Origin of the sequence: Enterobacter quasiroggenkampii, assembly GCF_043972695.1 — a bacterium.
Lineage (GTDB): Bacteria > Pseudomonadota > Gammaproteobacteria > Enterobacterales > Enterobacteriaceae > Enterobacter > Enterobacter quasiroggenkampii.
Map to the genome: position 1 here is coordinate 507,036 of NZ_CP143745.1, position 22,029 is coordinate 529,064.

General features: G+C 54.4%; 19 protein-coding genes. 10 read left to right on the top strand and 9 right to left on the bottom strand.

Translation table 11 applies throughout. The features are described 5' to 3' along the window. Window positions 1-60 precede the first annotated feature (60 nt). The 4 genes from fdnG to fdhE are packed head-to-tail and all read left to right on the top strand — an operon-like array spanning window position 61 to window position 5,584. The gene (gene fdnG, locus V1572_RS02490; RefSeq protein ID WP_090393126.1) at window positions 61-3,111 is read left to right on the top strand and encodes a formate dehydrogenase-N subunit alpha; all 3,051 of its coding nucleotides are present in this window, start codon (window positions 61-63) and stop codon (window positions 3,109-3,111) included. A 12-nt stretch (window positions 3,112-3,123) separates the two neighbouring features. Next, window positions 3,124-4,026, top strand: a complete 903-nt coding sequence (gene fdxH, locus V1572_RS02495; RefSeq protein ID WP_008501831.1) for a formate dehydrogenase subunit beta — start codon at window positions 3,124-3,126, stop codon at window positions 4,024-4,026. Continuing rightward, window positions 4,023-4,658 carry a formate dehydrogenase cytochrome b556 subunit gene (gene fdoI / locus V1572_RS02500; protein ID WP_008501832.1) on the top strand — a complete coding sequence of 212 codons (636 nt, stop codon included), beginning with the start codon at window positions 4,023-4,025 and terminating at the stop codon, window positions 4,656-4,658. The genes fdxH and fdoI overlap by 4 nt, the downstream gene beginning before the upstream one ends. Further along, entirely contained in the window at window positions 4,655-5,584 is a 930-nt protein-coding gene (fdhE, locus tag V1572_RS02505; protein ID WP_111967919.1) for a formate dehydrogenase accessory protein FdhE, read from the top strand. The genes fdoI and fdhE overlap by 4 nt, the downstream gene beginning before the upstream one ends. 39 nt (window positions 5,585-5,623) lie before the next feature. Here the strand turns inward: fdhE and V1572_RS02510 are convergent, their stop codons facing one another. Together V1572_RS02510 and V1572_RS02515 are read right to left on the bottom strand one after the other, a co-directional pair. Further along, window positions 5,624-5,995 carry a type II toxin-antitoxin system VapC family toxin gene (locus V1572_RS02510; protein WP_080347348.1) on the bottom strand — a complete coding sequence of 124 codons (372 nt, stop codon included), beginning with the start codon at window positions 5,993-5,995 and terminating at the stop codon, window positions 5,624-5,626. Between the two features lie 2 nt (window positions 5,996-5,997). Continuing rightward, the gene (locus V1572_RS02515) at window positions 5,998-6,240 is read right to left on the bottom strand and encodes a ribbon-helix-helix protein, CopG family (RefSeq protein ID WP_048226827.1); all 243 of its coding nucleotides are present in this window, start codon (window positions 6,238-6,240) and stop codon (window positions 5,998-6,000) included. Window positions 6,241-6,438: 198 nt separating this feature from the next. Between V1572_RS02515 and V1572_RS02520 the strand changes: the two genes are divergently transcribed. Then, window positions 6,439-7,359, top strand: coding sequence for an alpha/beta hydrolase (locus tag V1572_RS02520; protein WP_223539710.1), 921 nt, complete (start codon window positions 6,439-6,441; stop codon window positions 7,357-7,359). 8 nt (window positions 7,360-7,367) lie between these two features. On the opposite strand, the gene fabY is transcribed toward V1572_RS02520, so the two are convergent. From fabY to V1572_RS02550, 6 genes are all read right to left on the bottom strand, one after another. Continuing rightward, window positions 7,368-8,309: a fatty acid biosynthesis protein FabY gene (gene fabY / locus V1572_RS02525; protein ID WP_023309755.1), complete on the bottom strand. Its 942-nt coding sequence runs from the start codon at window positions 8,307-8,309 to the stop codon at window positions 7,368-7,370. 44 nt (window positions 8,310-8,353) lie between these two features. Next, window positions 8,354-8,791, bottom strand: coding sequence for a D-aminoacyl-tRNA deacylase (gene dtd, locus V1572_RS02530; protein WP_008501836.1), 438 nt, complete (start codon window positions 8,789-8,791; stop codon window positions 8,354-8,356). After that, on the bottom strand, window positions 8,788-9,669 hold the full coding sequence (locus V1572_RS02535; protein ID WP_045909090.1) for a virulence factor BrkB family protein: 882 nt from the start codon (window positions 9,667-9,669) through the stop codon (window positions 8,788-8,790). The genes dtd and V1572_RS02535 overlap by 4 nt, the downstream gene beginning before the upstream one ends. After that, the gene (gene yihX, locus V1572_RS02540; protein WP_045909089.1) at window positions 9,663-10,262 is read right to left on the bottom strand and encodes a glucose-1-phosphatase; all 600 of its coding nucleotides are present in this window, start codon (window positions 10,260-10,262) and stop codon (window positions 9,663-9,665) included. The genes V1572_RS02535 and yihX overlap by 7 nt, the downstream gene beginning before the upstream one ends. An 88-nt stretch (window positions 10,263-10,350) precedes the next feature. Further along, the gene (locus tag V1572_RS02545; RefSeq protein ID WP_048226823.1) at window positions 10,351-10,821 is read right to left on the bottom strand and encodes a hypothetical protein; all 471 of its coding nucleotides are present in this window, start codon (window positions 10,819-10,821) and stop codon (window positions 10,351-10,353) included. After that, window positions 10,818-11,555, bottom strand: coding sequence for a winged helix-turn-helix domain-containing protein (locus V1572_RS02550; RefSeq protein WP_045909087.1), 738 nt, complete (start codon window positions 11,553-11,555; stop codon window positions 10,818-10,820). The genes V1572_RS02545 and V1572_RS02550 overlap by 4 nt, the downstream gene beginning before the upstream one ends. A gap of 547 nt (window positions 11,556-12,102) precedes the next feature. Between V1572_RS02550 and V1572_RS02555 the strand changes: the two genes are divergently transcribed. Next, window positions 12,103-12,720 carry a hypothetical protein gene (locus V1572_RS02555; RefSeq protein ID WP_063622908.1) on the top strand — a complete coding sequence of 206 codons (618 nt, stop codon included), beginning with the start codon at window positions 12,103-12,105 and terminating at the stop codon, window positions 12,718-12,720. A gap of 71 nt (window positions 12,721-12,791) precedes the next feature. Beyond that, window positions 12,792-15,668 carry an autotransporter outer membrane beta-barrel domain-containing protein gene (locus tag V1572_RS02560; RefSeq protein WP_395299674.1) on the top strand — a complete coding sequence of 959 codons (2,877 nt, stop codon included), beginning with the start codon at window positions 12,792-12,794 and terminating at the stop codon, window positions 15,666-15,668. 54 nt (window positions 15,669-15,722) lie between these two features. Here the strand turns inward: V1572_RS02560 and typA are convergent, their stop codons facing one another. After that, window positions 15,723-17,546, bottom strand: coding sequence for a ribosome-dependent GTPase TypA (typA, locus tag V1572_RS02565; RefSeq protein WP_023331638.1), 1,824 nt, complete (start codon window positions 17,544-17,546; stop codon window positions 15,723-15,725). 378 nt (window positions 17,547-17,924) lie between these two features. Here typA and glnA point away from each other — a divergent pair, with 378 nt between their 5' ends. The 3 genes from glnA to glnG all read left to right on the top strand — a co-directional run bounded on the left by glnA (window position 17,925) and on the right by glnG (window position 21,978). Continuing rightward, a complete protein-coding gene (glnA, locus tag V1572_RS02570) occupies window positions 17,925-19,334 on the top strand; it encodes a glutamate--ammonia ligase (protein ID WP_008501856.1) in 1,410 nt (469 codons plus the stop codon). A 170-nt stretch (window positions 19,335-19,504) separates the two neighbouring features. After that, window positions 19,505-20,554: a nitrogen regulation protein NR(II) gene (gene glnL, locus V1572_RS02575; protein ID WP_032644301.1), complete on the top strand. Its 1,050-nt coding sequence runs from the start codon at window positions 19,505-19,507 to the stop codon at window positions 20,552-20,554. A gap of 11 nt (window positions 20,555-20,565) precedes the next feature. Beyond that, window positions 20,566-21,978, top strand: coding sequence for a nitrogen regulation protein NR(I) (gene glnG, locus V1572_RS02580; RefSeq protein ID WP_023309765.1), 1,413 nt, complete (start codon window positions 20,566-20,568; stop codon window positions 21,976-21,978). Window positions 21,979-22,029 lie beyond the last annotated feature (51 nt).

A 22,029-nucleotide genomic window follows, 5' to 3' on the forward strand; every position in this document is an offset into this window, starting at 1 on the left:
ATTCTTCAACCGCGAAGTCAAAACTACATATGTAAGCAATGTCGAAACAAGGAGTGACCCATGCAGGTCAGCAGAAGGCAGTTCTTTAAGATCTGCGCTGGCGGTATGGCAGGCACCACGGCAGCGGCACTGGGCTTTGCGCCCGGCGTAGCGCTGGCGGAAACGCGGCAGTATAAACTGCTGCGCACCCGTGAAACCCGTAATACCTGTACGTACTGCTCTGTCGGTTGCGGGCTGTTGATGTATAGCCTCGGCGACGGTGCTAAAAACGCCAAAGCGTCTATTTTCCATATCGAAGGCGACCCGGATCACCCGGTTAACCGCGGCGCATTGTGCCCGAAAGGGGCCGGTTTGGTGGACTTTATCCACTCCGAAAGCCGCCTGAAATTCCCTGAATATCGCGCGCCGGGTTCCGACAAATGGCAGCAAATCAGCTGGGAAGAGGCGTTTGACCGCATCGCTAAACTGATTAAAGAAGACCGCGATGCCAACTTTGTTGAGAAGAACGCCGACGGCGTCACGGTCAACCGCTGGCTCTCCACCGGGATGCTGTGTGCCTCTGCTTCCAGCAACGAAACCGGTTATTTAACCCAGAAATTTACGCGTGCACTCGGTATGCTCGCGGTCGACAACCAGGCGCGTGTCTGACACGGACCAACGGTAGCAAGTCTTGCTCCAACATTTGGTCGCGGTGCGATGACCAACCACTGGGTCGACATCAAGAACGCCAACCTCATTGTGGTGATGGGCGGTAACGCCGCTGAAGCGCACCCGGTCGGGTTCCGCTGGGCGATGGAAGCCAAAATCCACAACGGTGCGAAACTGATTGTGATCGATCCCCGCTTTACGCGTACTGCGTCAGTGGCGGATTTCTACACCCCTATTCGTTCAGGTACTGACATCACTTTCCTGTCAGGCGTACTGCTGTACCTGATGACCAACGAAAAATACAACCGCGAATACACCGAAGCCTATACCAACGCCAGCCTGATCGTGCGTGAGGATTACCACTTCGAAGATGGTCTGTTCAGCGGTTACGACGCTGAAAAACGCAAGTACGACAAAACCAGCTGGAACTACGAGCTGGATGAAAAAGGCTTTGCGAAGCGCGACACCACTCTGCAACACCCGCGCTGCGTGTGGAACCTGCTGAAAGAGCACGTCTCCCGCTACACGCCGGACGTTGTCGAAAACATCTGTGGTACACCGAAGGCGGACTTCCTGAAGGTGTGCGAGCTGATCGCCGAAACCAGCGCGAAAGACAAAACCGCGTCGTTCCTGTATGCCCTCGGCTGGACGCAACACTCCATCGGCGCGCAGAACATCCGCACCATGGCGATGGTTCAGCTCCTGCTCGGCAACATGGGAATGGCAGGCGGCGGCGTGAACGCCCTGCGCGGTCACTCCAACATTCAGGGTCTGACCGACCTCGGCCTGCTGTCTCAGAGCCTGCCGGGCTATATGAACCTGCCAAGCGAGAAACAGACCGACCTGCAAACCTACCTGACGGCCAGCACGCCTAAACCGCTGCTTGAAGGCCAGGTGAACTACTGGGGCAACTATCCGAAGTTCTTCGTCTCGATGATGAAAGCGTTCTTCGGGGATAAAGCGACGGCGGAAAACAGCTGGGGCTTTGACTGGCTGCCGAAGTGGGACAAAGGTTACGACGTTCTGCAGTATTTCGAGATGATGCACCAGGGCAAAGTGAACGGCTATCTTTGCCAGGGCTTTAACCCGGTTGCCTCGTTCCCGAACAAGAACAAGGTTGTTGAGTCGCTGTCGAAACTGAAGTTCCTGGTGACAATTGACCCGCTCAATACCGAGACCTCGACCTTCTGGCAGAACCACGGCGAATCGAACGACGTCGATCCGTCGAAGATTCAGACCGAAGTGTTCCGTCTGCCTTCGACCTGCTTTGCGGAAGAGAACGGGTCTATCGTCAACTCCGGACGCTGGCTGCAGTGGCACTGGAAAGGCGCTGACGCCCCGGGCATCGCCATGAACGACGGCGAGATCCTGGCCGGTATCTTCTTGCGCCTGCGTAAGATGTACGCGGCAGAAGGCGGCGCGAACCCGGAACCGGTCCTGAACATGACCTGGAACTACTCGACGCCGGAAAACCCTGCGCCAGAAGAAGTGGCGATGGAGAGCAACGGTAAGGCGCTGGCGGACGTTATCGACCCGGCCACCGGCACCGTGCTGGCGAAGAAAGGCGATCAGCTCAGTACCTTCGCCCACCTGCGCGATGACGGCACCACCTCCAGCGGCTGCTGGATCTTTGCCGGTAGCTGGACGCCGAAAGGCAACCAGATGGCCAACCGCGATAACGCCGACCCGTCAGGCCTTGGCAATACGCTGGGCTGGGCATGGGCGTGGCCGCTCAACCGCCGCATTCTCTATAACCGTGCGTCCGCTGACCCGCAGGGCAACCCGTGGGATCCGAAGCGTCAGCTGCTGAAGTGGGACGGCGCGAAATGGGGCGGCGTGGATATTCCGGACTACAGCACTGCCGCACCGGGCAGCGACGTTGGGCCGTTTATCATGCAGCCTGAAGGGATGGGGCGTCTGTTCGCTATCGATAAGATGGCGGAAGGTCCGTTCCCGGAACATTACGAGCCGTTTGAGACGCCGCTGGGCACCAACCCGCTGCACCCGAACGTGGTCTCTAACCCGGCTGCCCGTATCTTCAAGGGCGACTTTGAAGCGCTGGGTAAAAAAGACAAGTTCCCGTACGTGGGTACCACCTACCGTCTGACCGAGCACTTCCACTACTGGACCAAGCACGCGCTGCTTAACGCCATCGCGCAGCCGGAACAGTTTGTGGAGATCGGCGAGAAGCTGGCGAACAAGCTCGGCATTGCCCATGGCGATACCGTGAAGGTCTCCTCTAACCGCGGCTACATTAAGGCCAAGGCGGTGGTGACCAAGCGTATTCGCACGCTGAACGTTCACGGTCAGCAGGTGGATACCATCGGTATTCCGATTCACTGGGGTTATGAGGGCGTGGCGAAGAAAGGGTTCATTGCGAACACCCTGACGCCGTTCGTCGGTGATGCGAACACGCAGACGCCGGAGTTTAAGGCCTTCCTCGTGAACGTGGAAAAGGTGTAACGGAGACGACTTATGGCTTATCAATCTCAAGACATTATCCGTCGTTCCGCGACTAACGGTTTCACGCCCGCGCCTCAGGCGCGGGACCACCAGCAGGAAGTGGCGAAGCTTATCGACGTGACGACCTGTATCGGCTGTAAAGCTTGTCAGGTGGCCTGCTCTGAGTGGAACGACCTGCGTGACGAAGTGGGTCACAACGTCGGGGTGTACGACAACCCGGCAGACCTGACCGCCAAGTCCTGGACGGTGATGCGTTTCTCGGAAGTGGAGCAGAACGACAAACTGGAATGGCTTATCCGCAAAGACGGCTGTATGCACTGTGCGGATCCTGGCTGCCTGAAGGCATGTCCGTCAGAAGGGGCTATCATTCAGTATGCCAACGGCATCGTCGACTTCCAGTCCGAACAGTGCATCGGCTGCGGCTACTGCATCGCGGGCTGTCCGTTCGACGTACCGCGCCTGAACCCGGAAGACAACCGCGTCTACAAATGCACCCTGTGCGTGGACCGCGTTACCGTCGGCCAGGAGCCTGCATGCGTGAAGACCTGCCCAACCGGCGCAATTCACTTTGGCTCCAAAGAGGATATGAAAACGCTGGCGGCAGAACGCGTGGGCGAGCTGAAAACCCGTGGTTACGACAACGCGGGCCTGTACGATCCGGCCGGGGTTGGCGGTACGCACGTGATGTACGTGCTGCACCACGCCGACAAGCCGAATCTGTATCACGGCCTGCCGGAGAACCCGGAAATCAGCGCCACCGTGAAGTTCTGGAAAGGCATCTGGAAACCGCTGGCAGCGGTGGGCTTTGCTGCCACCTTCGCAGCGAGCATCTTCCACTACGTCGGCGTCGGTCCGAACCGCGCGGAAGAGGAAGACGACAACCTGCATGAAGAGAAAGACGAGGTGCGCAAATGAGAAAACGTGACACCATCGTGCGCTACACCGCGCCGGAACGCATCAACCACTGGGTCACCGCCTTCTGCTTCATGCTGGCGGCGATAAGCGGGCTGGGGTTCTTCTTCCCGTCCTTCAACTGGCTGATGCAGATCATGGGGACACCACAGCTGGCGCGCATCCTGCACCCGTTTGTGGGCGTCATCATGTTCGCGTCGTTCATCATTATGTTTTTCCGCTACTGGCACCATAACCTAATCAATCGGGATGATATCTTTTGGGCGAAGAATATTCGTAAGATCGTCGTCAACGAGGAAGTGGGTGACACCGGGCGTTATAACTTCGGCCAGAAATGCGTATTCTGGGCGGCGATTATCTTCCTGGTCCTGTTGCTGGTGAGCGGCGTGATCATCTGGCGTCCGTACTTTGCGCCTGCTTTCTCAATCCCGGTGATCCGATTCGCGCTGATGCTGCATTCATTTGCCGCAGTGGCGTTAATTGTGGTTATCATGGTGCATATCTACGCCGCCCTTTGGGTGAAAGGCACCATTACCGCGATGGTGGAAGGATGGGTAACCAGTACGTGGGCGAAGAAGCATCACCCGCGCTGGTACCGTGAAGTCCGCCAGAAACAGGAAAAGTCATCTGAATGAGTATTCGCATAATCCCGCAAGATGAGCTGGGGTCGAGCGAGAAACGCACGGCGGATTATATTCCGCCGTTGTTATTCCCCAGACTCAAGAACCTCTATAACCGCCGCGCAGAGCGTCTGCGCGAGCTGGCAGAGAACAACCCGCTGGGCGATTTTCTGCGTTTTGCCGCGCTGGTCGCCCACGCGCAGGAAGTGGTGCTGTACGATCACCCGCTGCAAATGGATCTGACCGCGCGCATCAAAGAAGCCAACACGCAGGGCAAGCCACCGCTGGACATTCACGTCCTGCCGCGCGACAAGCACTGGCAAAAGCTGCTGCATTCGCTCATTGCCGAGCTGAAGCCGGAGATGAGCGGTACCGCGCTGGCGGTCATTGAAAATCTGGAAAAAGCGTCCGAACAAGAGCTGGAAGAGATGGCGAGCGCGCTGTTTGCCTCTGACTTCTCGCTGGTCAGTAGCGATAAAGCGCCGTTTATCTGGGCTGCGCTGTCGCTTTACTGGGCGCAAATGGCGAGCCTGATCCCGGGTAAAGCGCGCGCCGAATACGGCGAGGCGCGCCAGTTCTGCCCGGTCTGCGGCTCTATGCCGGTCTCCAGCATGGTGCAAATCGGCACCACTCAGGGGCTGCGCTACCTGCACTGCAACCTGTGTGAAACCGAGTGGCACGTGGTGCGCATCAAGTGCAGCAACTGCGAACAGACCCGCGATCTGAACTACTGGTCGCTGGAAAATGAAGACGCGGCGGTGAAAGCCGAAAGCTGCGGCGACTGCGGCACTTACCTGAAGATTCTGTATCAGGAAAAAGACCCGAAAGTCGAAGCGGTGGCCGACGATCTCGCCTCGCTGATTCTGGACGCGAAGATGGAGCAGGAGGGCTTTGCCCGTAGCTCGATCAACCCGTTCCTGTTCCCGGGTGAAGGGGAGTAATTCCCTGTGACAGTGCCGGGCGGCGCGTGCTTGCCCGGCCTACAATTGATAAGGTAAAACCACCCCGGCAATCCCCTGAAAGTCTTTGGTATTCCGGGTGATTAACGGGCAATTTCTGCTTTGGGCAGTCGCTAAAATAATGGCATCCGGCAGTTTCATGCCATGCTTCTCACGGAGCACGACGCTTCTTTCTGCGATCTCTCGGGTTACATCGATAACCTCAAATGCGCCCATTACCGCCGCGGTTTTCGCTTCGTGGCCATGTTTGCGCGCCCCTACCATGACTTCCATCCATGTGATTAGACTGATTGACCGGTGCGATGCTGTGTTTTCGATCGTATTTGCTGCCTCGACGCGATTGTTGAAAAGGTCGATCAGGATATTGGTATCAAAAACCGCCATGTGTTCCATCACTACCACTCCTCACGCAGCTTGCGCTCATACTCTAAACCATCTTCTTGCTGGTTCCCCCAAAGACCAAGCGCATCACGGATAACGGACGAGCTTTGCTGATCGAGATACTGCTCAATTGCTTCACGCAGTAATTCGGCACGAGGTTGGTTACGCAACTGTTTGAGGTTATCGAGACGTTGAATAACGTCATCCGACAAATCGATCAGAATTCTGCCCATGCTAAGCTCCGCCAGTAAACTCATATATCACCTCAGTATATCACCATTGTCTATTTTCAAGGCAACATACGCTTTCTCTCAGTAGGGTTAAAGTCCCTGGCAATAGTTATCCTTCCATTTGCGAGGCGCTTTCCAGATTGTTGCCCTCAACACTATTCTTGTTTTCTTTTGAATCAAACCAGGCTATAAAACTGTTCATACATACAGTAAAAGGGAATTTTCATGGCGCTGGAACAAGGTATTGCACAGCTGGTTCAGGGGTTTATCGCTGCAGGTCGGCCCTCGTCACGTCGCCAGAGCATTGAGGTGCGACGAGCAGGCTATATTGCCAGCACAGGGCTTGCCGGGGAGACCGAAACGCGCGTTCAGGTGGAGACGCTTGTTCTTGAGGGTCTTACCATTCGGGTATTTTCACCTCTCAATGCACCTGAACTATTGCCTGCTGCCATCTACTACCACGGCGGATGCTTTATCAGCGGCGGCTTTGATACCCATGACAACCAACTCCGTCAGTTAGCCTGCTACGGCAACTGCCGGGTGATTGCGATTCAGTACAGACTGGCGCCGGAGCATACTTTCCCCGCCGCACATGACGATGCGGAAAGAGGTGCAGATCTGGTCTGGCACTATGCGGACAAACTGGGCGTGGATAAAAACCGGATCACCCTTTGCGGAGACAGCGCAGGGGGACATCTTGCGCTGGTAACGGCGCTGCGGCTTAAGGTTAAAGGGCTGTGGCAACCTGCGCAGCTCATTCTCATCTACCCCATGCTCGACGCCACGGCCAGTTTTGAAAGCTATGCCCTCAATGGCACGGATTACATCATCACCCGCGATACCCTGCTCAGTGGGTATGAAATGTACCTCGCTGACACCGACCGCCAGCACCCCGAAGCAAGTCCGCTGTGGCGCGATGATTTTTACGGTCTTCCGCCTGTGCACATTATTACCGCAGAGTACGATCCGCTCTGCGATGAGGGCGAAATGTTGTTCCAGCATCTGACGGAGCAGGGTGTGAAGTGTACCGCTCAGCGCTGGCTGGGCGTCATCCATGGCTTCTTTCAGCTTGGCGGCGTTAGCCAGTCAGCGCGAGACGTTATGCGGGATGTCGCCGGGCGGATTCAGCACGCCCGGGAAGCGTGAACAGGAGATTACTCCTCCTCGTTCCCACCCTCTTCATACGCGCCAAAAGGCTTCGCCGGAAGAACGATATAGGTGCCTTCAAACACCGCGCCCGGTGTTTTATCGCCAAACAGTTCAACCTGCATTTGTACGCGAGCCTTGCGGCCACGAGCCAGACGGTCCAGATCGCCGCCCAGCGACCCCAGATCGGCCACCGCACTCGGCTTGCCGCTGATTGGTGCGCTATAGCGGATATGAGCATCAGCAAGAATGATGGTGCCACCCAGATGGCGCTCGCGCAGCATCAGCCAGATCAGTCCCCAGCCGGTGAGCGTGGCCAGTGAGAACAGGCTGCCGGCAAACAGCGTGTGGTGCGGGTTCTGATTGCCGGTTTCCGGCATGGTGGTAATAAATTTTTGTCCGGTGTACTGCTGAATGCGCACGCCCATTTTTTCACTGAGCGGGATGTGCTGATACCAGGCCTGCTGGAGCTGTCCGCACCAGTCGGCGCGATGCAGAATATCGTCCAGGGTGGCGATGGGTTTGATCATCAAAAAATGACGAATCGGCGTGGTTTGCGGGGTCGTGATCTCCCCCTGATTCACAAAGCCGAGTTTAGCGAAGAACTCAACGGCATCTTCGCGGGCGCTACAGGTGACACGCTTAACGCCTTCCTGACGGGCGACGGATTCCAGGGTCATCGCCATTAGCGTTCCCAGACCTTTGTCCTGCACGGAGGGATGAACCGCCATAAAGCGAATAGACGCTTCGTTATCGGCGTTGATATACAAACGCCCGACGGCCACGAGGTTGCCCTCTTCGTCCATCACCATCTGATGGTGGGCCATCGCGTCCCAGGCGTCGCGTTCAGAGCCTTTTGGCTGATGCAGTGGCTTGCGCAGCATTTCCCAGCGGAACTGGTAATAAGCGTCTAACTCTTCTTCCGTTTGCGGTACTCGAAGGTGATACATAGCTGTACTCTCTCTTGTTACCCGCGGCCATGCCGTAAGTATGCTCATACCTGGAGCCAGAATGTGACGGGGCCATCGTTCACCAGCGATACCTGCATATCTGCAGCGAATCGTCCGGTTTGCGTATTCATTTCCTGCTGGCGACAACGCTCAACAAAGTACTCGTAAAGTGCTTCTGCACGATCCGGCGCGGCCCCTTTGGAGAAACTCGGGCGCATACCGCGCTCGGTATCCGCTGCCAGCGTAAACTGGGAAACCACCAGCACGCTGCCGCCTGCCTGCTGGACGTTCAGGTTCATTTTGCCTTCCGCATCGCTGAAAATACGGTAGCCCAGCACGCGCTCACACAAGCGGTTGGCTTTTTGTTCGTCATCATCCTTTTCGACACCTAACAACACCAAAAGTCCTGGGCCAATTTCACCCGTCACCTCTCCCTCCACGGTGACGCTGGCACGGGTTACGCGCTGTATCAATGCAATCATGGTTGGTCTGCTTCTTGTTGTTTTTCAGCTGCTGCTGCTTTTTTAAGTTCGCGGTATACACCGAGAGTGACAGTTATTTCAGCACCAAGCAAGACGATACACCAGGTCCAGTAGACCCAGACAAACAAAATGGGGATCACCGCCAGCACGCCGTAAATCAGCTGATAGGACGGAAACATGGTGATGTAGAGGGCAAACCCTTTCTTACCGAGCTCAAAGAGCAATGCCGCCACCAGCGCCCCCACGACCGCATCTCGGTTAGGCACGCGCGTGGTCGGCACGACGCTATAGAGCAGCCAGAACGAGAGCCACGACAGGATCAACGGAAAGATGCGAAGCACATTATCAATAGCGCCGTTTAAATCACTCGCCCAGCGCAGGGAGAGCAGATAAGAACTGATTGCAAGGCTCGCCCCGGCCAGCAGCGGCCCCAGCGTGAGGATCATCCAGTACACGGCAAAGGAATAGACCTTTGGCCGCGCTTTTTTACTCCGCCAGATCGTGTTTAGCGCGTTATCGATGGCATACATCAACAGCAGCGCGGTGACGATAAGACCGCACGCCCCCACTGCCGTCATCTTGCTGGAATTGGCAACAAACTGCTCAATGTAGTTCTGGATAACATCCCCGGTTGCCGGAATGAAATTCGCGAAGACAAAATGACGAAGCTGCACGCTGACGTCCGCAAACATCGGAAAGGCGGAGAACAGGGCAAAGATGACCGCCACCAGCGGCACTAACGAGAGCAATGACACGTAGGCGAGGTTACCCGCCAGCGTGGTCATATTGTCCTCATCAATCCGGTGCCAGAGCAGTTTCAGCCAGGCCCGCAGCGGGCGAGTATGGTGCGTGGCTTTTTGATGAACGGTTTTTAGCATAGCTGCTTCGCAAAGTAGTCAGGTATCGTCTCTTTTCCGGTCACCAGAATTGACGTAATACCCAACTGGTTAGCTCCCTCTATATTATCGGCGTTGTCATCGAAAAAGACCGCATCGGCCGCGGTGAATCCCTCTGCCTGCAGAACAGCCTGATAAATTCGCGCTTCAGGTTTACGCATCCCCATCTCCTGCGAGAGATAGATCTTATCCGCCGCCGCCTTAACTTCAGGGTACTCCTCAGGCCAGAACGTGGTGTGCAGACGGTTGGTGTTTGACAGCACAACGACCCGATGTCCCTGCTCGCGAAGCTTATGCATGATGTCGATCACCTCAGGCCGGATGGCGACAAATACGGCCTGCCAGCCGTGTGAAAACTGCTCGTAGCTTAACGGTAGATCCATCTCCTGACAGAAACGCTCAGCGAATTCTTCATCGCTGATCTCGCCGCGTTCATGCTGATGGAAGGTCTCACCCATCGCGAAATTTTGCTTTAACGTTGCCAGCGGCACGCGGCTAAAGTCGCTCCATGCACCCAACACGCGATTAAAATCGATATCGACGATGACGTTTCCTAAATCAAAGATATAAAGCATGTTTATCTCCTGCTCGCCGTGGAGAAGTAACTGTAGCGGGAATAAAGAGATTTGACTATGCGTGCGCTCTAAGGTGTGCGATCGATTTTTACGGCGCGTTTTTACGACAGTAAAGTGAAGGGACGTTTGACGCGGCAAAAAGCCAGGCCCCCCGGTACTCATCAATCATCAGGCTCAGGTCCCGACCCGGCGTACGGTAAAAGCCCGGTAGCGTTGCGTTGATATCAGCCTCATCCGCATTATCGGCGAAGGTTTTAACAATACGATCGTTATTTAACACGCGCGCATTCTGATGGTAACTGTAGTGAAAATAGATGGTCCGGTTAACTTCAGACACCGTCTGACCAAATAATTTACCGTTAATGATGGTCGCGCCCTCCCGATGCTGCATTCGCCAGGAAACCGTACCCACAAATCGGTTTTTACCAATCGTCCATTCCACATTTCCCGTGCAGCGTATCGGCGTACTCGACAAATTCGAGTAAGCTAGCCAGCCGCTGGTAATAGCCGCCACCAAAATCGCCGCCAGTAAAATAATACGGTTTCGAAGAGTCATCATTGCTCGTGTGCCCAAAAATAATGGGTGGTACAAAACGCTGCCGCGTCGCGACGCGGATCCTTATTACAGGCAAACGCCGCGATTCGCTCCGTTTTACTGTAGCCGATGAGAAAAACATATCGCTTTTCGGCACACAGGCCAGGGTTATTGTTTAACAAGCGCAAGTAATGGTCCTGCATAGGTTCGTTAGGCGCATAAAAAAGCTGGCAGGCACTGCTGCCCGTAGAAAGTGGAATGTAGTGACTAAACGGCATGTTCTGGTGCTGTTTGTATAATATCCCCCCGTTGATAAGCGCGATCAGCAAAAGCGTTGCGGTCGTTATTATCAGCCAGGCCGGACTCTTCACCGCGGTGCTATCGGCAACGACTGCGTCTTTATTGGCTATTATCGGCTCAGCGCCTGGGATAAATCGTTCAACCTGGGTGGCTTCGGAAAGCATAAGCCCACGACGCGAAATCGTTTTTACCGTATCGCGCGGTAACCCCACCTCAGCCAGGGCGTTGCGTAATGTCAAAATAGCCTGATAAAAGGTATTCGGTGTGGTGACGTCATTGCGCTCACCCCATCCCACTATCATTAATTGATTTTGCGAAATTATTTCTCCGGGATGGGTGACGAGATAGAGAAAACAGAGGTTGGCAGGAAGCTGCAATTGTATCGAGCGCCCGGAAATATGATTTACCAGGGTTTTGTTTTCTGGATCATACTCGACCAATTTGTTAATGAGATACAATTTTCCTTTCCTCAGCAATAACAATACTTAACCATACACACCAAAAAGATATACGTATATTTAACAAGAGTATAGGTCAGAAGGATCAGGACGCGATACCATTCCAACTAAGATTAAAAATAACACATTTATTTTCAATAGGTTAAGAGGTGTTTTTCTTAGGTTTTTCTCATCTAAAACGACATAATGAGATTTCATTACACTTCGCCAGACCAAATAATTATATTGAGCCACAACAAGAGAAAAGACGGTCGTTGCGGCAGAGTAAAGAAACGAATCTTTAGCTTTTAGTGCTATTTCGTGAATCTTCCCCTGGGATTTTTTTTGTCGAATAATCTTAAGGGACTGATGAATATTCCTGGAATACGTCGACCTACGTATGTCCTTTCGCGATGGCTATGGCTTGACAGAATAGACATCACCAGGAATTTATATTCTTTATCACTATTTTTCATAAACAAGAGAGGGCCACTGGATATGTTTCAAGATTGACACATTTGCATGGCAGTGAAATATTGACGGTGAAAATAAGACAGGAGTGGACTGGATGATACCATCGTCGCATAAGGTTGTCCGCTGTATAAGCTGTGAATTGTCCTGTCAGTTATATCCAGATAACGCAGTACGTTCACAATATTGTGGAAACGCCTCGTTCGCAGTTTGGCCAGGTGATAACCATTTCCTGCAGATTGCAGTAGAAAATAAAATAGTGCGAGGAAACAAGAATCACTTATTACGCGGATTTATATTTGTAGACTTTTCGATGTACAACCTGCGCGCACTTGCCGATCCGCAATGGATTGAACGTCTGGCGAGAACTAACATGAACATTGTGATTATCTCAGACCGCAAGCTGGAAGCATTGGCCAATTATTTTCTCACTCACCGCAGTGAAATAAAGGGAGTTATTTATTCGGATGACAGTGACATTATATTAAAAGAAAAAATTAGCCATCTATTCACCGGGAGACGAGTGAATAGCAGACGCGGCAGTATCTTAAATGCTGTTGAATTCACGTTGCTTAACAGATTTTTGTCAGGAGCGTGCCTTCAGGAGATTATAAAAACAGACGGTATTGATGTTAAAAAAATTTACGTCCATAAAATACGACTTGAGAGGAAGTTAGGTACCAGCATTCATAAAATTCTCGTTTCTATTTTGTAATTTCAACCTGTTTACCTACCCACATTTAATGGTGTGGAGGATGTTCTACGCCTGAAAGAAAGGGGGCAGTCATGCCATATTTAATGAAACACTCACCAGTCGCCGCTGCGATTTCGCTGGCGTTATCGTCAGCGCTATTTACCGCACATGCAGCGGTAATAGATTTTGCTAATTTACCCGCTTCCGGAGCGGTAACGGATTTGCCTGCAGAAATACAGGCGATGATACCTGCAACGGCAAACACGAACTTTAGCAAAAATACCGGCGATCCTAACTATGTCTACCAGTACAGCGCCGGTAATATCCCGATCTACGGAGATGGGATCACCCTCGAAGGGCCTGGGGCGGAAGCCTTTGAGCATTCCGTTACCGTTATTCAGAACTCCACGTCCGGCAGTCCGGGGGTGATATTTGGTGACGATTTGACGATTCGCACCCAGTCAAAAGTGGCTGCCAATAATGGTAAAGACGTCGACGGTATTCGTACCCACGGTATGAACACGCCGGACAACCCGGTATTTATCATTACCGGCGATCGCACCCACATTTACGTTAATGGCCAAAGCGGTGACGGCATCAATGCCGGCTACAGCTCCTTCAGCCAGGGATCGCTTGGCTCCGCCAATATTTATGTGGGGGACGATCTCTATATCGAAACCACGGGCAGCACAGGACGCGGGATTAGCGCCTATGCATTGAATGATGCGTCGAAGGCAAAAAATAACGTTATCGTCGGCGATCGTGCCCATATTGTGACGCGCGGTACCTACGCCGAAGGGATCCGAACCAACCAGAGCGGCTCTTACGTTCGTCTGGGAGATGAGGCGACCATCGAAACGTACGGCACATCGGCCTATGGCCTGTATGCGGGCTCTGCGTCAAAAATTGAGCTAGGCAAAAGCGCGACGATTACCACCGACGCGGCCAGTGCCTCCGGGGTTTATTCTACCGGCTCGTCAACTATCACCCTTGATGAAGGTGCCACCATCACGACCAACGGTGCCAGCGCGCATGGCGTCTATGCTTACACCGGTGCGGTGAATCTGGGAGATAACGTCACCATTGCGGTAAACAGCAGCGAGAAAACCAGCAGCTCTGCGCAAGCGCCGCACGGGATGTATGCCTGGTCACGCGGCGTGATAGCCCTCGCGGGTGGTGCAACCATTACCACCGCAGGCCATCGCGACAACGGTAGCTATGCCCTGAACGCCAGTAACGGCGGGGTAATTGACGCGTCCGCTGGAGGCAAATTCATCCTCAACGGCGATGTCCTTTCCGCGGGCGGCGTCGCGGCCACCAGCACGCTTCCGGCACAAAACAGTACCATTACGTTGACGATGGATGACAACTCCCTGTGGAATGGGGCGTCCTTCATTGAGGGCAACGCCGCGGGTACCGGTACTATCGCACTGACGATGAATGATGCCGTCTGGAATCTGCGCGACAGCTCCACGCTGACCAGCCTGACGCTGAATGCGGGCGGCACGATTAATTTTCAGCATGCAGAGGACGCGGCGTGGCAAACGCTGACCATCAAGGATGATTTTATCGGCAACGGCGGCAAGCTGGTTTTCAATACCGTGCTGTTTGACGACACTTCGGAAACGGACAAACTGATTGTTGAAGGCAACACGTCCGGTCATACCGGGGTGGAAGTGAACAACATTGGCGGTACTGGCGCGCAAACCGTAGAAGGGATTGAAATTGTCAGCGTTGGTGGCAACTCTGACGGGACGTTTGAGAAGGCCAGCCGTATCGTGGCGGGCGGTTATGACTATAACGTGGTGCAAAAAGGTAAAAACTGGTTTCTGACCAGCCTGGCGGAGCCCGTTGATCCAGTTGACCCACCGGTCGACCCCGTAGACCCGCCTGTTGACCCCGTGGACCCACCAGTCGACCCGGTAGATCCGCCCGTTGACCCGGTGATTCCGCCGCAAGAGCCGGTCCCACCGCCTGCACCACCGAAAAGCGAGCATCAGTATCGCCCGGAATTTGGTAGCTATCTGGCAAACAGCTATGCGGCAAATACGCTGTTTATGACCCGCCTGCACGATCGTCTGGGTGAAACGCAGTACACCGACATGCTCACTGGCGAGCAGAAAGTGACGAGCCTGTGGATGCGTAACGTCGGCGGTCATACGCGTTTCAGAGACGGCAGCGGCCAGTTAAAAACCACCGCCAATCGCTACGTGCTGCAGCTGGGTGGCGATGTCGCTCAGTGGAGCACCGACGGTCTGGACCGTTGGCATCTTGGCCTGATGGCGGGCTACGGCAACAGTCAGAGCCGGAGCGCTTCCAGCCTGACCGGCTACCACTCACGCGGTGAAGTGAATGGCTATAGCGTCGGTCTGTACGGTACCTGGTACGCAAACGACGCGGATAAAAGTGGCACTTATGTTGATAGCTGGGTGCTGTATAACTGGTTCGACAATAAGGTGATGGGACAGGATCAGGCCACTGAAAACTATCGCTCCAGCGGCGTGACCGCCTCTGTAGAAGCAGGCTATAGCGTTAAGGTGGGCGAAAGCGGCCGCAACAGCTACTGGCTCCAGCCGAAAGCGCAGGCCGTTTGGATGGACGTGCAGGCTGACGACCATCGTGAGCGCAACGGCACGCGGGTGAAAGACGAAACCCAGGGGAACCTGATGACGCGCCTCGGCGTGAAGGCCTACATCAGCGGACATAACGCGATTGACGACGGTAAATCACGGACCTTCCAGCCGTTTATCGAAGCGAACTGGATCCACAACACCCAGACCACGCGTATCCGCATGGATGACGTTAGCAATGAGATGCGTGGTACGCGCAATATCGGTGAACTCAAGACAGGCGTAGAGGGGCAGATTACGCCGCAGCTTAGCGTATGGGGCAACGTGGCTCAGCAGATAGGCGACAAAGGCTACAGCGATACGCAGGGGATGCTGGGGGTGAAATACAGCTTTAAATAAAAACAAAAAAGCCGCTGAGAAATCAGCGGCTTTTTTTATTACGGATTAACCGTATTAGTCTTCTTTCGCACCGCGCATTGCACGTTTACGATCGTTCTCGGTCAGGTGACGCTTACGGATACGAATTGACTGTGGAGTCACTTCGACCAGTTCGTCATCATCGATGAATTCCAGAGCCTGCTCCAGAGTCATCTTGATCGGTGGAACCAGAACCGTTGCTTCGTCAGTACCGGACGCACGCATGTTGGTCAGTTTCTTACCGGTCAGGCAGTTTACGGTCAGGTCGTTAGAACGACTGTGAATACCGATGATCTGGCCTTCATAAACCTCAGCACCGTGACCCAGGAACAGTTTACCGCGATCCTGCAGACCGAACAGCGCAAACGCAACCGCTTTACCCTGACCGTTGGAGATCAGCACGCCGTTGTTACGCTGGCCCACTTCACCCGGACGCACGTCGTCGTAGTGGCTGAAGGTGGAGTACAGCAGACCAGTACCTGAAGTCATGGTCATGAACTCAGAACGGAAGCCGATCAGGCCACGGCTTGGGATCACGTAGTCGAGACGTACGCGGCCTTTGCCATCTGGATTCATGTTTTTCAGGTCGCCTTTACGCTCACCCAGCGCCTGCATCACAGAACCCTGGTGCTGCTCTTCAACGTCCAGCGTCACGTTTTCGAACGGCTCTTGTTTACGGCCATCGATTTCGCGGAAGATAACTTTCGGACGGGAAACCGCCATTTCGAAACCTTCACGACGCATGTTTTCGATCAGAACAGACAGGTGCAGCTCACCACGACCCGAAACGCGGAATGCATCAGCGTCTTCGGTTTCTTCAACGCGCAGCGCAACGTTGTGCACCAGCTCTTTGTTCAGGCGGTCAAGGATCTGACGAGAGGTAACGAACTTACCTTCTTTACCACAGAACGGAGAGGTGTTGACGTTGAAGAACATGGATACGGTTGGTTCATCAACGGACAGGGCTGGCAGCGCTTCGACGTTCTGCGGATCGCAGATGGTGTCGGAGATGTTCAGTTCACCCAGACCGGTGATAGCGATGATATCGCCCGCTTCAGCGATGTCGCTCTCGATACGCTCAAGACCCAGGTGAGTCAGTACTTTACCAACTTTACCGTTACGGGTTTTGCCTTCGCTATCGATGATAGTGACCTGCTGGTTCGGCTTCACTTTACCGCGCTTGATACGACCAATGCCGATAACGCCAACGTAGTTGTTGTAATCGAGCTGAGAGATCTGCATCTGCAGGGTACCGTCGAGATCGACGTTTGGCGCAGGAACACGGTCAACAATCGCCTGATACAGCGGGGTCATGTCTTCAGCCATGTCTTCGTGGTCCAGACCTGCGATACCGTTCAGCGCAGAGGCGTAAACGATAGGGAAGTCCAGCTGCTCGTCGGTCGCGTCGAGGTTAACGAACAGGTCGAATACCTGGTCAACAACCCAGTCAGGACGCGCGCCAGGGCGGTCAACTTTGTTGATAACAACGATTGGCTTCAGACCATGGGCAAATGCTTTTTTGGTCACGAAGCGCGTCTGTGGCATTGGGCCATCCATTGCGTCAACGACCAGCAGAACGGAGTCTACCATGGACATTACACGTTCAACTTCACCACCGAAGTCGGCGTGCCCTGGGGTATCAACGATGTTGATACGGTAGTCATTCCATTTAATCGCGGTGTTTTTCGCGAGGATGGTAATCCCACGCTCTTTCTCCAAATCGTTGGAGTCCATCACGCGTTCTTGGGTTTCGGCACGCGCATCAAACGTACCGGATTGCTGCAGCAGCTTATCGACCAGGGTAGTTTTACCATGGTCAACGTGCGCGATGATGGCGATGTTACGCAAATTTTCGATCACAACTTTGCCTCAGGCATTTAGAAATAGCGCGTTATTGTACACGGATTAATCGCACTACAAAACAGGATCACAAACATCCCCCGCAAACAAGTATTGCAGAGATGCTTTGTGATCGCTTTCACGGAGCGGTAAAAGGGCACTTTAACGTAAATTGCACCAATATGGTGCTCAATGTTCACATTGAAGCACTATACTGGTGCAACAAATCCATCGTGGTGCAGCCCTTTTGCACTATGGTGCGCATGATAACGCCTTTTTGGGGTGTTTTAAAAGTTGGCACAGATTTCGCTTTATAAAAAATACATGGCACCAGCCAGTACAAACAGAAATTGAAGACCTCGTTACCACGACGACAATGACCAATCTGGAGAGTTAAGTATGTCCGCTGAACACGTTTTGACGATGCTGAACGAACATGAAGTGAAGTTTGTTGATCTGCGCTTCACCGATACCAAAGGTAAAGAACAGCACGTCACAATCCCTGCTCATCAGGTGAACGCCGAATTCTTTGAAGAAGGCAAAATGTTTGACGGCTCCTCCATTGGTGGCTGGAAAGGCATTAACGAATCCGACATGGTTCTGATGCCAGATGCGACCACTGCGGTCATTGATCCGTTCTTCGAAGAACCTACCCTGATCATCCGTTGCGACATCCTCGAGCCAGGCACGCTGCAGGGCTACGACCGCGACCCACGTTCTATCGCGAAACGCGCTGAAGAGTACCTGCGTTCTACTGGCATCGCAGACACCGTTCTGTTCGGGCCAGAGCCAGAGTTCTTCCTGTTCGATGACATCCGTTTCGGTGCGTCTATTTCTGGCTCCCACGTGGCTATCGACGACATCGAAGGCGCATGGAACTCCTCCACCAAATACGAAGGTGGTAACAAAGGTCACCGTCCAGGCGTGAAAGGCGGTTACTTCCCGGTTCCTCCGGTCGACTCTGCACAGGACATTCGTTCCACCATGTGTCTGGTGATGGAAGAGATGGGCCTGGTTGTTGAAGCGCACCACCACGAAGTGGCGACGGCGGGTCAGAACGAAGTGGCTACCCGCTTCAACACCATGACCAAAAAAGCGGACGAAATTCAGATCTACAAATACGTTGTGCACAACGTTGCGCACCGTTTCGGTAAAACCGCGACCTTCATGCCAAAACCAATGTTTGGCGACAACGGTTCCGGTATGCACTGCCACATGTCTCTGTCCAAGAACGGTACCAACCTGTTCTCTGGTGACAAATATGCCGGTCTGTCCGAGCAGGCACTGTATTACATTGGCGGCGTAATCAAACACGCTAAAGCGATCAACGCCCTGGCGAACCCAACCACCAACTCCTACAAGCGTCTGGTCCCGGGCTACGAAGCGCCAGTGATGCTGGCCTACTCTGCGCGTAACCGTTCTGCTTCTATCCGTATCCCGGTGGTGGCATCTCCTAAAGCGCGTCGTATCGAAGTGCGCTTCCCGGATCCAGCGGCTAACCCATACCTGTGCTTCGCAGCACTGCTGATGGCCGGTCTGGACGGTATCAAGAACAAGATCCACCCAGGCGAAGCGATGGACAAAAACCTGTACGACCTGCCGCCAGAAGAAGCGAAAGAGATCCCACAGGTTGCTGGCTCTCTGGAAGAAGCCCTGCAGGCGCTGGACGCAGACCGCGAGTTCCTGACTGCAGGTGGCGTATTCACTGACGACGCTATCGATGCTTACATCGCGCTGCGCACTGAAGAGAACGACCGCGTGCGTATGACTCCGCATCCGGTTGAGTTCGAACTGTACTACAGCGTTTAATTAAGTTGTTTTACCCGGCGTGACAAGCGCCGGGAGTAGTTGCCGTGGAAACTTTTAGCCCATCTCCGGATGGGCTTTTTTCTCCACCAACAATCTGATCTCACGCGCTTTTGACGCCGAAAACGCTATACTGCACTAAATTAGTGCAAATGACTCCAGGAGACTGCTGAATGGCAACTGGCACGCTGCCCGATGCTGGGCAGATCCTCAATTCTTTGATTAACAGCATTTTGCTGGTCGATGACGAGCTGGCCGTTCATTACGCCAACCCGGCGGCACAGCAGCTGCTCGCCCAAAGCGCACGTAAACTGTTCGGCACCCCACTTCCGGAACTCCTGAGCTATTTTTCGCTGAATATTGGCCTGATGCAGGAAAGTTTACAGGCAGGCCAGGGCTTCACCGATAACGAAGTGACGCTGGTGATCGACGGGCGTTCGCACATTCTGTCGCTGACCGCGCAACGTCTTCCCGAAGGCCTGATCCTGCTGGAAATGGCGCCGATGGATAATCAGCGCCGACTGAGCCAGGAACAGCTTCAGCATGCACAGCAAATTGCCGCCCGAGACCTGGTGCGCGGTCTGGCGCATGAAATCAAAAACCCGCTGGGCGGATTACGCGGTGCGGCGCAGCTTCTGACCAAGGCGCTGCCTGACCCTGCTCTGGCGGAGTACACCAACGTCATCATTGAGCAGGCGGACCGTCTGCGGAATCTGGTTGACCGCCTTCTCGGGCCACAGCAGCCGGGAATGCACGTCACAGAAAGCATCCATAAAGTGGCTGAACGGGTGGTGAAGCTCGTCTCGATGGAGCTGCCAGAGAACGTCACGCTGGTACGTGATTACGACCCAAGCCTGCCGGAACTGGCCCATGACCCGGATCAGATTGAGCAGGTCCTGTTGAACATTGTGCGCAATGCCCTACAGGCGCTGGGGCCTGACGGGGGCGAGATTATTTTACGCACCCGTACCGCCTTCCAGCTCACGTTACACGGCGTGCGCTACCGGCTTGCGGCCCGAATCGACGTCGAGGATAACGGGCCCGGCATTCCATCGCATCTTCAGGACACCCTGTTCTACCCGATGGTCAGCGGTCGCGAAGGCGGAACCGGCCTGGGCTTATCCATTGCCCGCAGTTTGATCGATCAACACTCTGGAAAAATTGAATTTACCAGTTGGCCGGGACATACCGAGTTTTCGGTTTTCCTGCCGATTAAAAAATAAAGGTGACGTTTATGCAACGAGGGATAGTCTGGGTAGTCGATGACGATAGCTCCATCCGTTGGGTGCTTGAACGCGCGCTCACGGGGGCGGGATTAAGCTGCACGACGTTTGAGAGCGGCAGCGAAGTGCTCGACGCACTCACCACCAAAACGCCCGATGTTCTGCTGTCGGATATTCGCATGCCGGGCATGGACGGGCTGGCGCTGTTAAAGCAGATCAAACAACGCCACCCTATGCTTCCGGTCATCATAATGACGGCCCACTCCGATCTGGATGCCGCGGTGAGCGCCTATCAGCAAGGGGCATTCGATTATCTGCCCAAACCGTTTGATATCGACGAAGCGGTGGCGCTGGTTGAGCGCGCGATTAGCCATTATCAGGAGCAGCAACAGCCGCGCCACGCGCCCGATTTTGGGCCAACCACCGACATCATCGGCGAAGCGCCGGCGATGCAGGACGTGTTTCGCATTATTGGCCGTCTGTCCCGCTCCTCCATCAGCGTCTTGATTAACGGCGAATCGGGAACCGGTAAAGAGCTTGTGGCGCATGCGCTGCATCGCCACAGCCCGCGGGCAAAAGCACCGTTCATTGCCCTGAATATGGCGGCGATCCCGAAGGATTTGATTGAATCCGAACTGTTCGGGCACGAAAAAGGGGCGTTTACCGGCGCAAATACCATTCGCCAGGGGCGCTTCGAACAGGCTGATGGCGGCACGCTGTTCCTGGATGAGATCGGCGATATGCCGCTTGACGTTCAGACCCGTCTGCTGCGCGTGCTGGCCGACGGGCAGTTTTACCGCGTGGGCGGCTATGCGCCGGTGAAGGTGGACGTGCGCATTATCGCCGCGACCCACCAGAACCTGGAGCAGCGCGTGCAGGAAGGCAAATTCCGTGAGGATTTATTCCATCGACTGAACGTCATTCGCGTTCATCTGCCGCCGCTGCGTGAACGCCGGGAAGATATTCCCCGCCTGGCGCGCCATTTCCTGCAGGTAGCCGCCCGCGAGCTGGGTGTGGAGGCCAAGCAGCTTCACCCGGAAACCGATGCCGCTCTGACGCGCCTGGCGTGGCCGGGCAACGTGCGTCAGCTGGAAAACACCTGCCGCTGGTTAACCGTGATGGCTGCCGGTCAGGAAGTGCTGATTCAGGATTTACCGGCCGAGCTGTTTGAAGCGACCGCGCCTGAAAGCAGCACCGGGCATGCTTTGCCGGACAGCTGGGCAACGCTGCTGGCGCAGTGGGCCGACCGCGCGCTGCGTTCCGGTCATCAAAACCTGCTGTCTGAAGCGCAGCCTGAGATGGAGCGTACGCTGTTAACTACCGCGCTTCGTCATACGCAGGGCCACAAGCAGGAAGCCGCTCGCCTGTTGGGATGGGGACGTAATACCCTGACGCGCAAGCTGAAAGAGCTGGGAATGGAGTAATATCCGCGCTTGTGTAAAGGTTATTAATTGAGCGCAAATTGCCGTTATTTT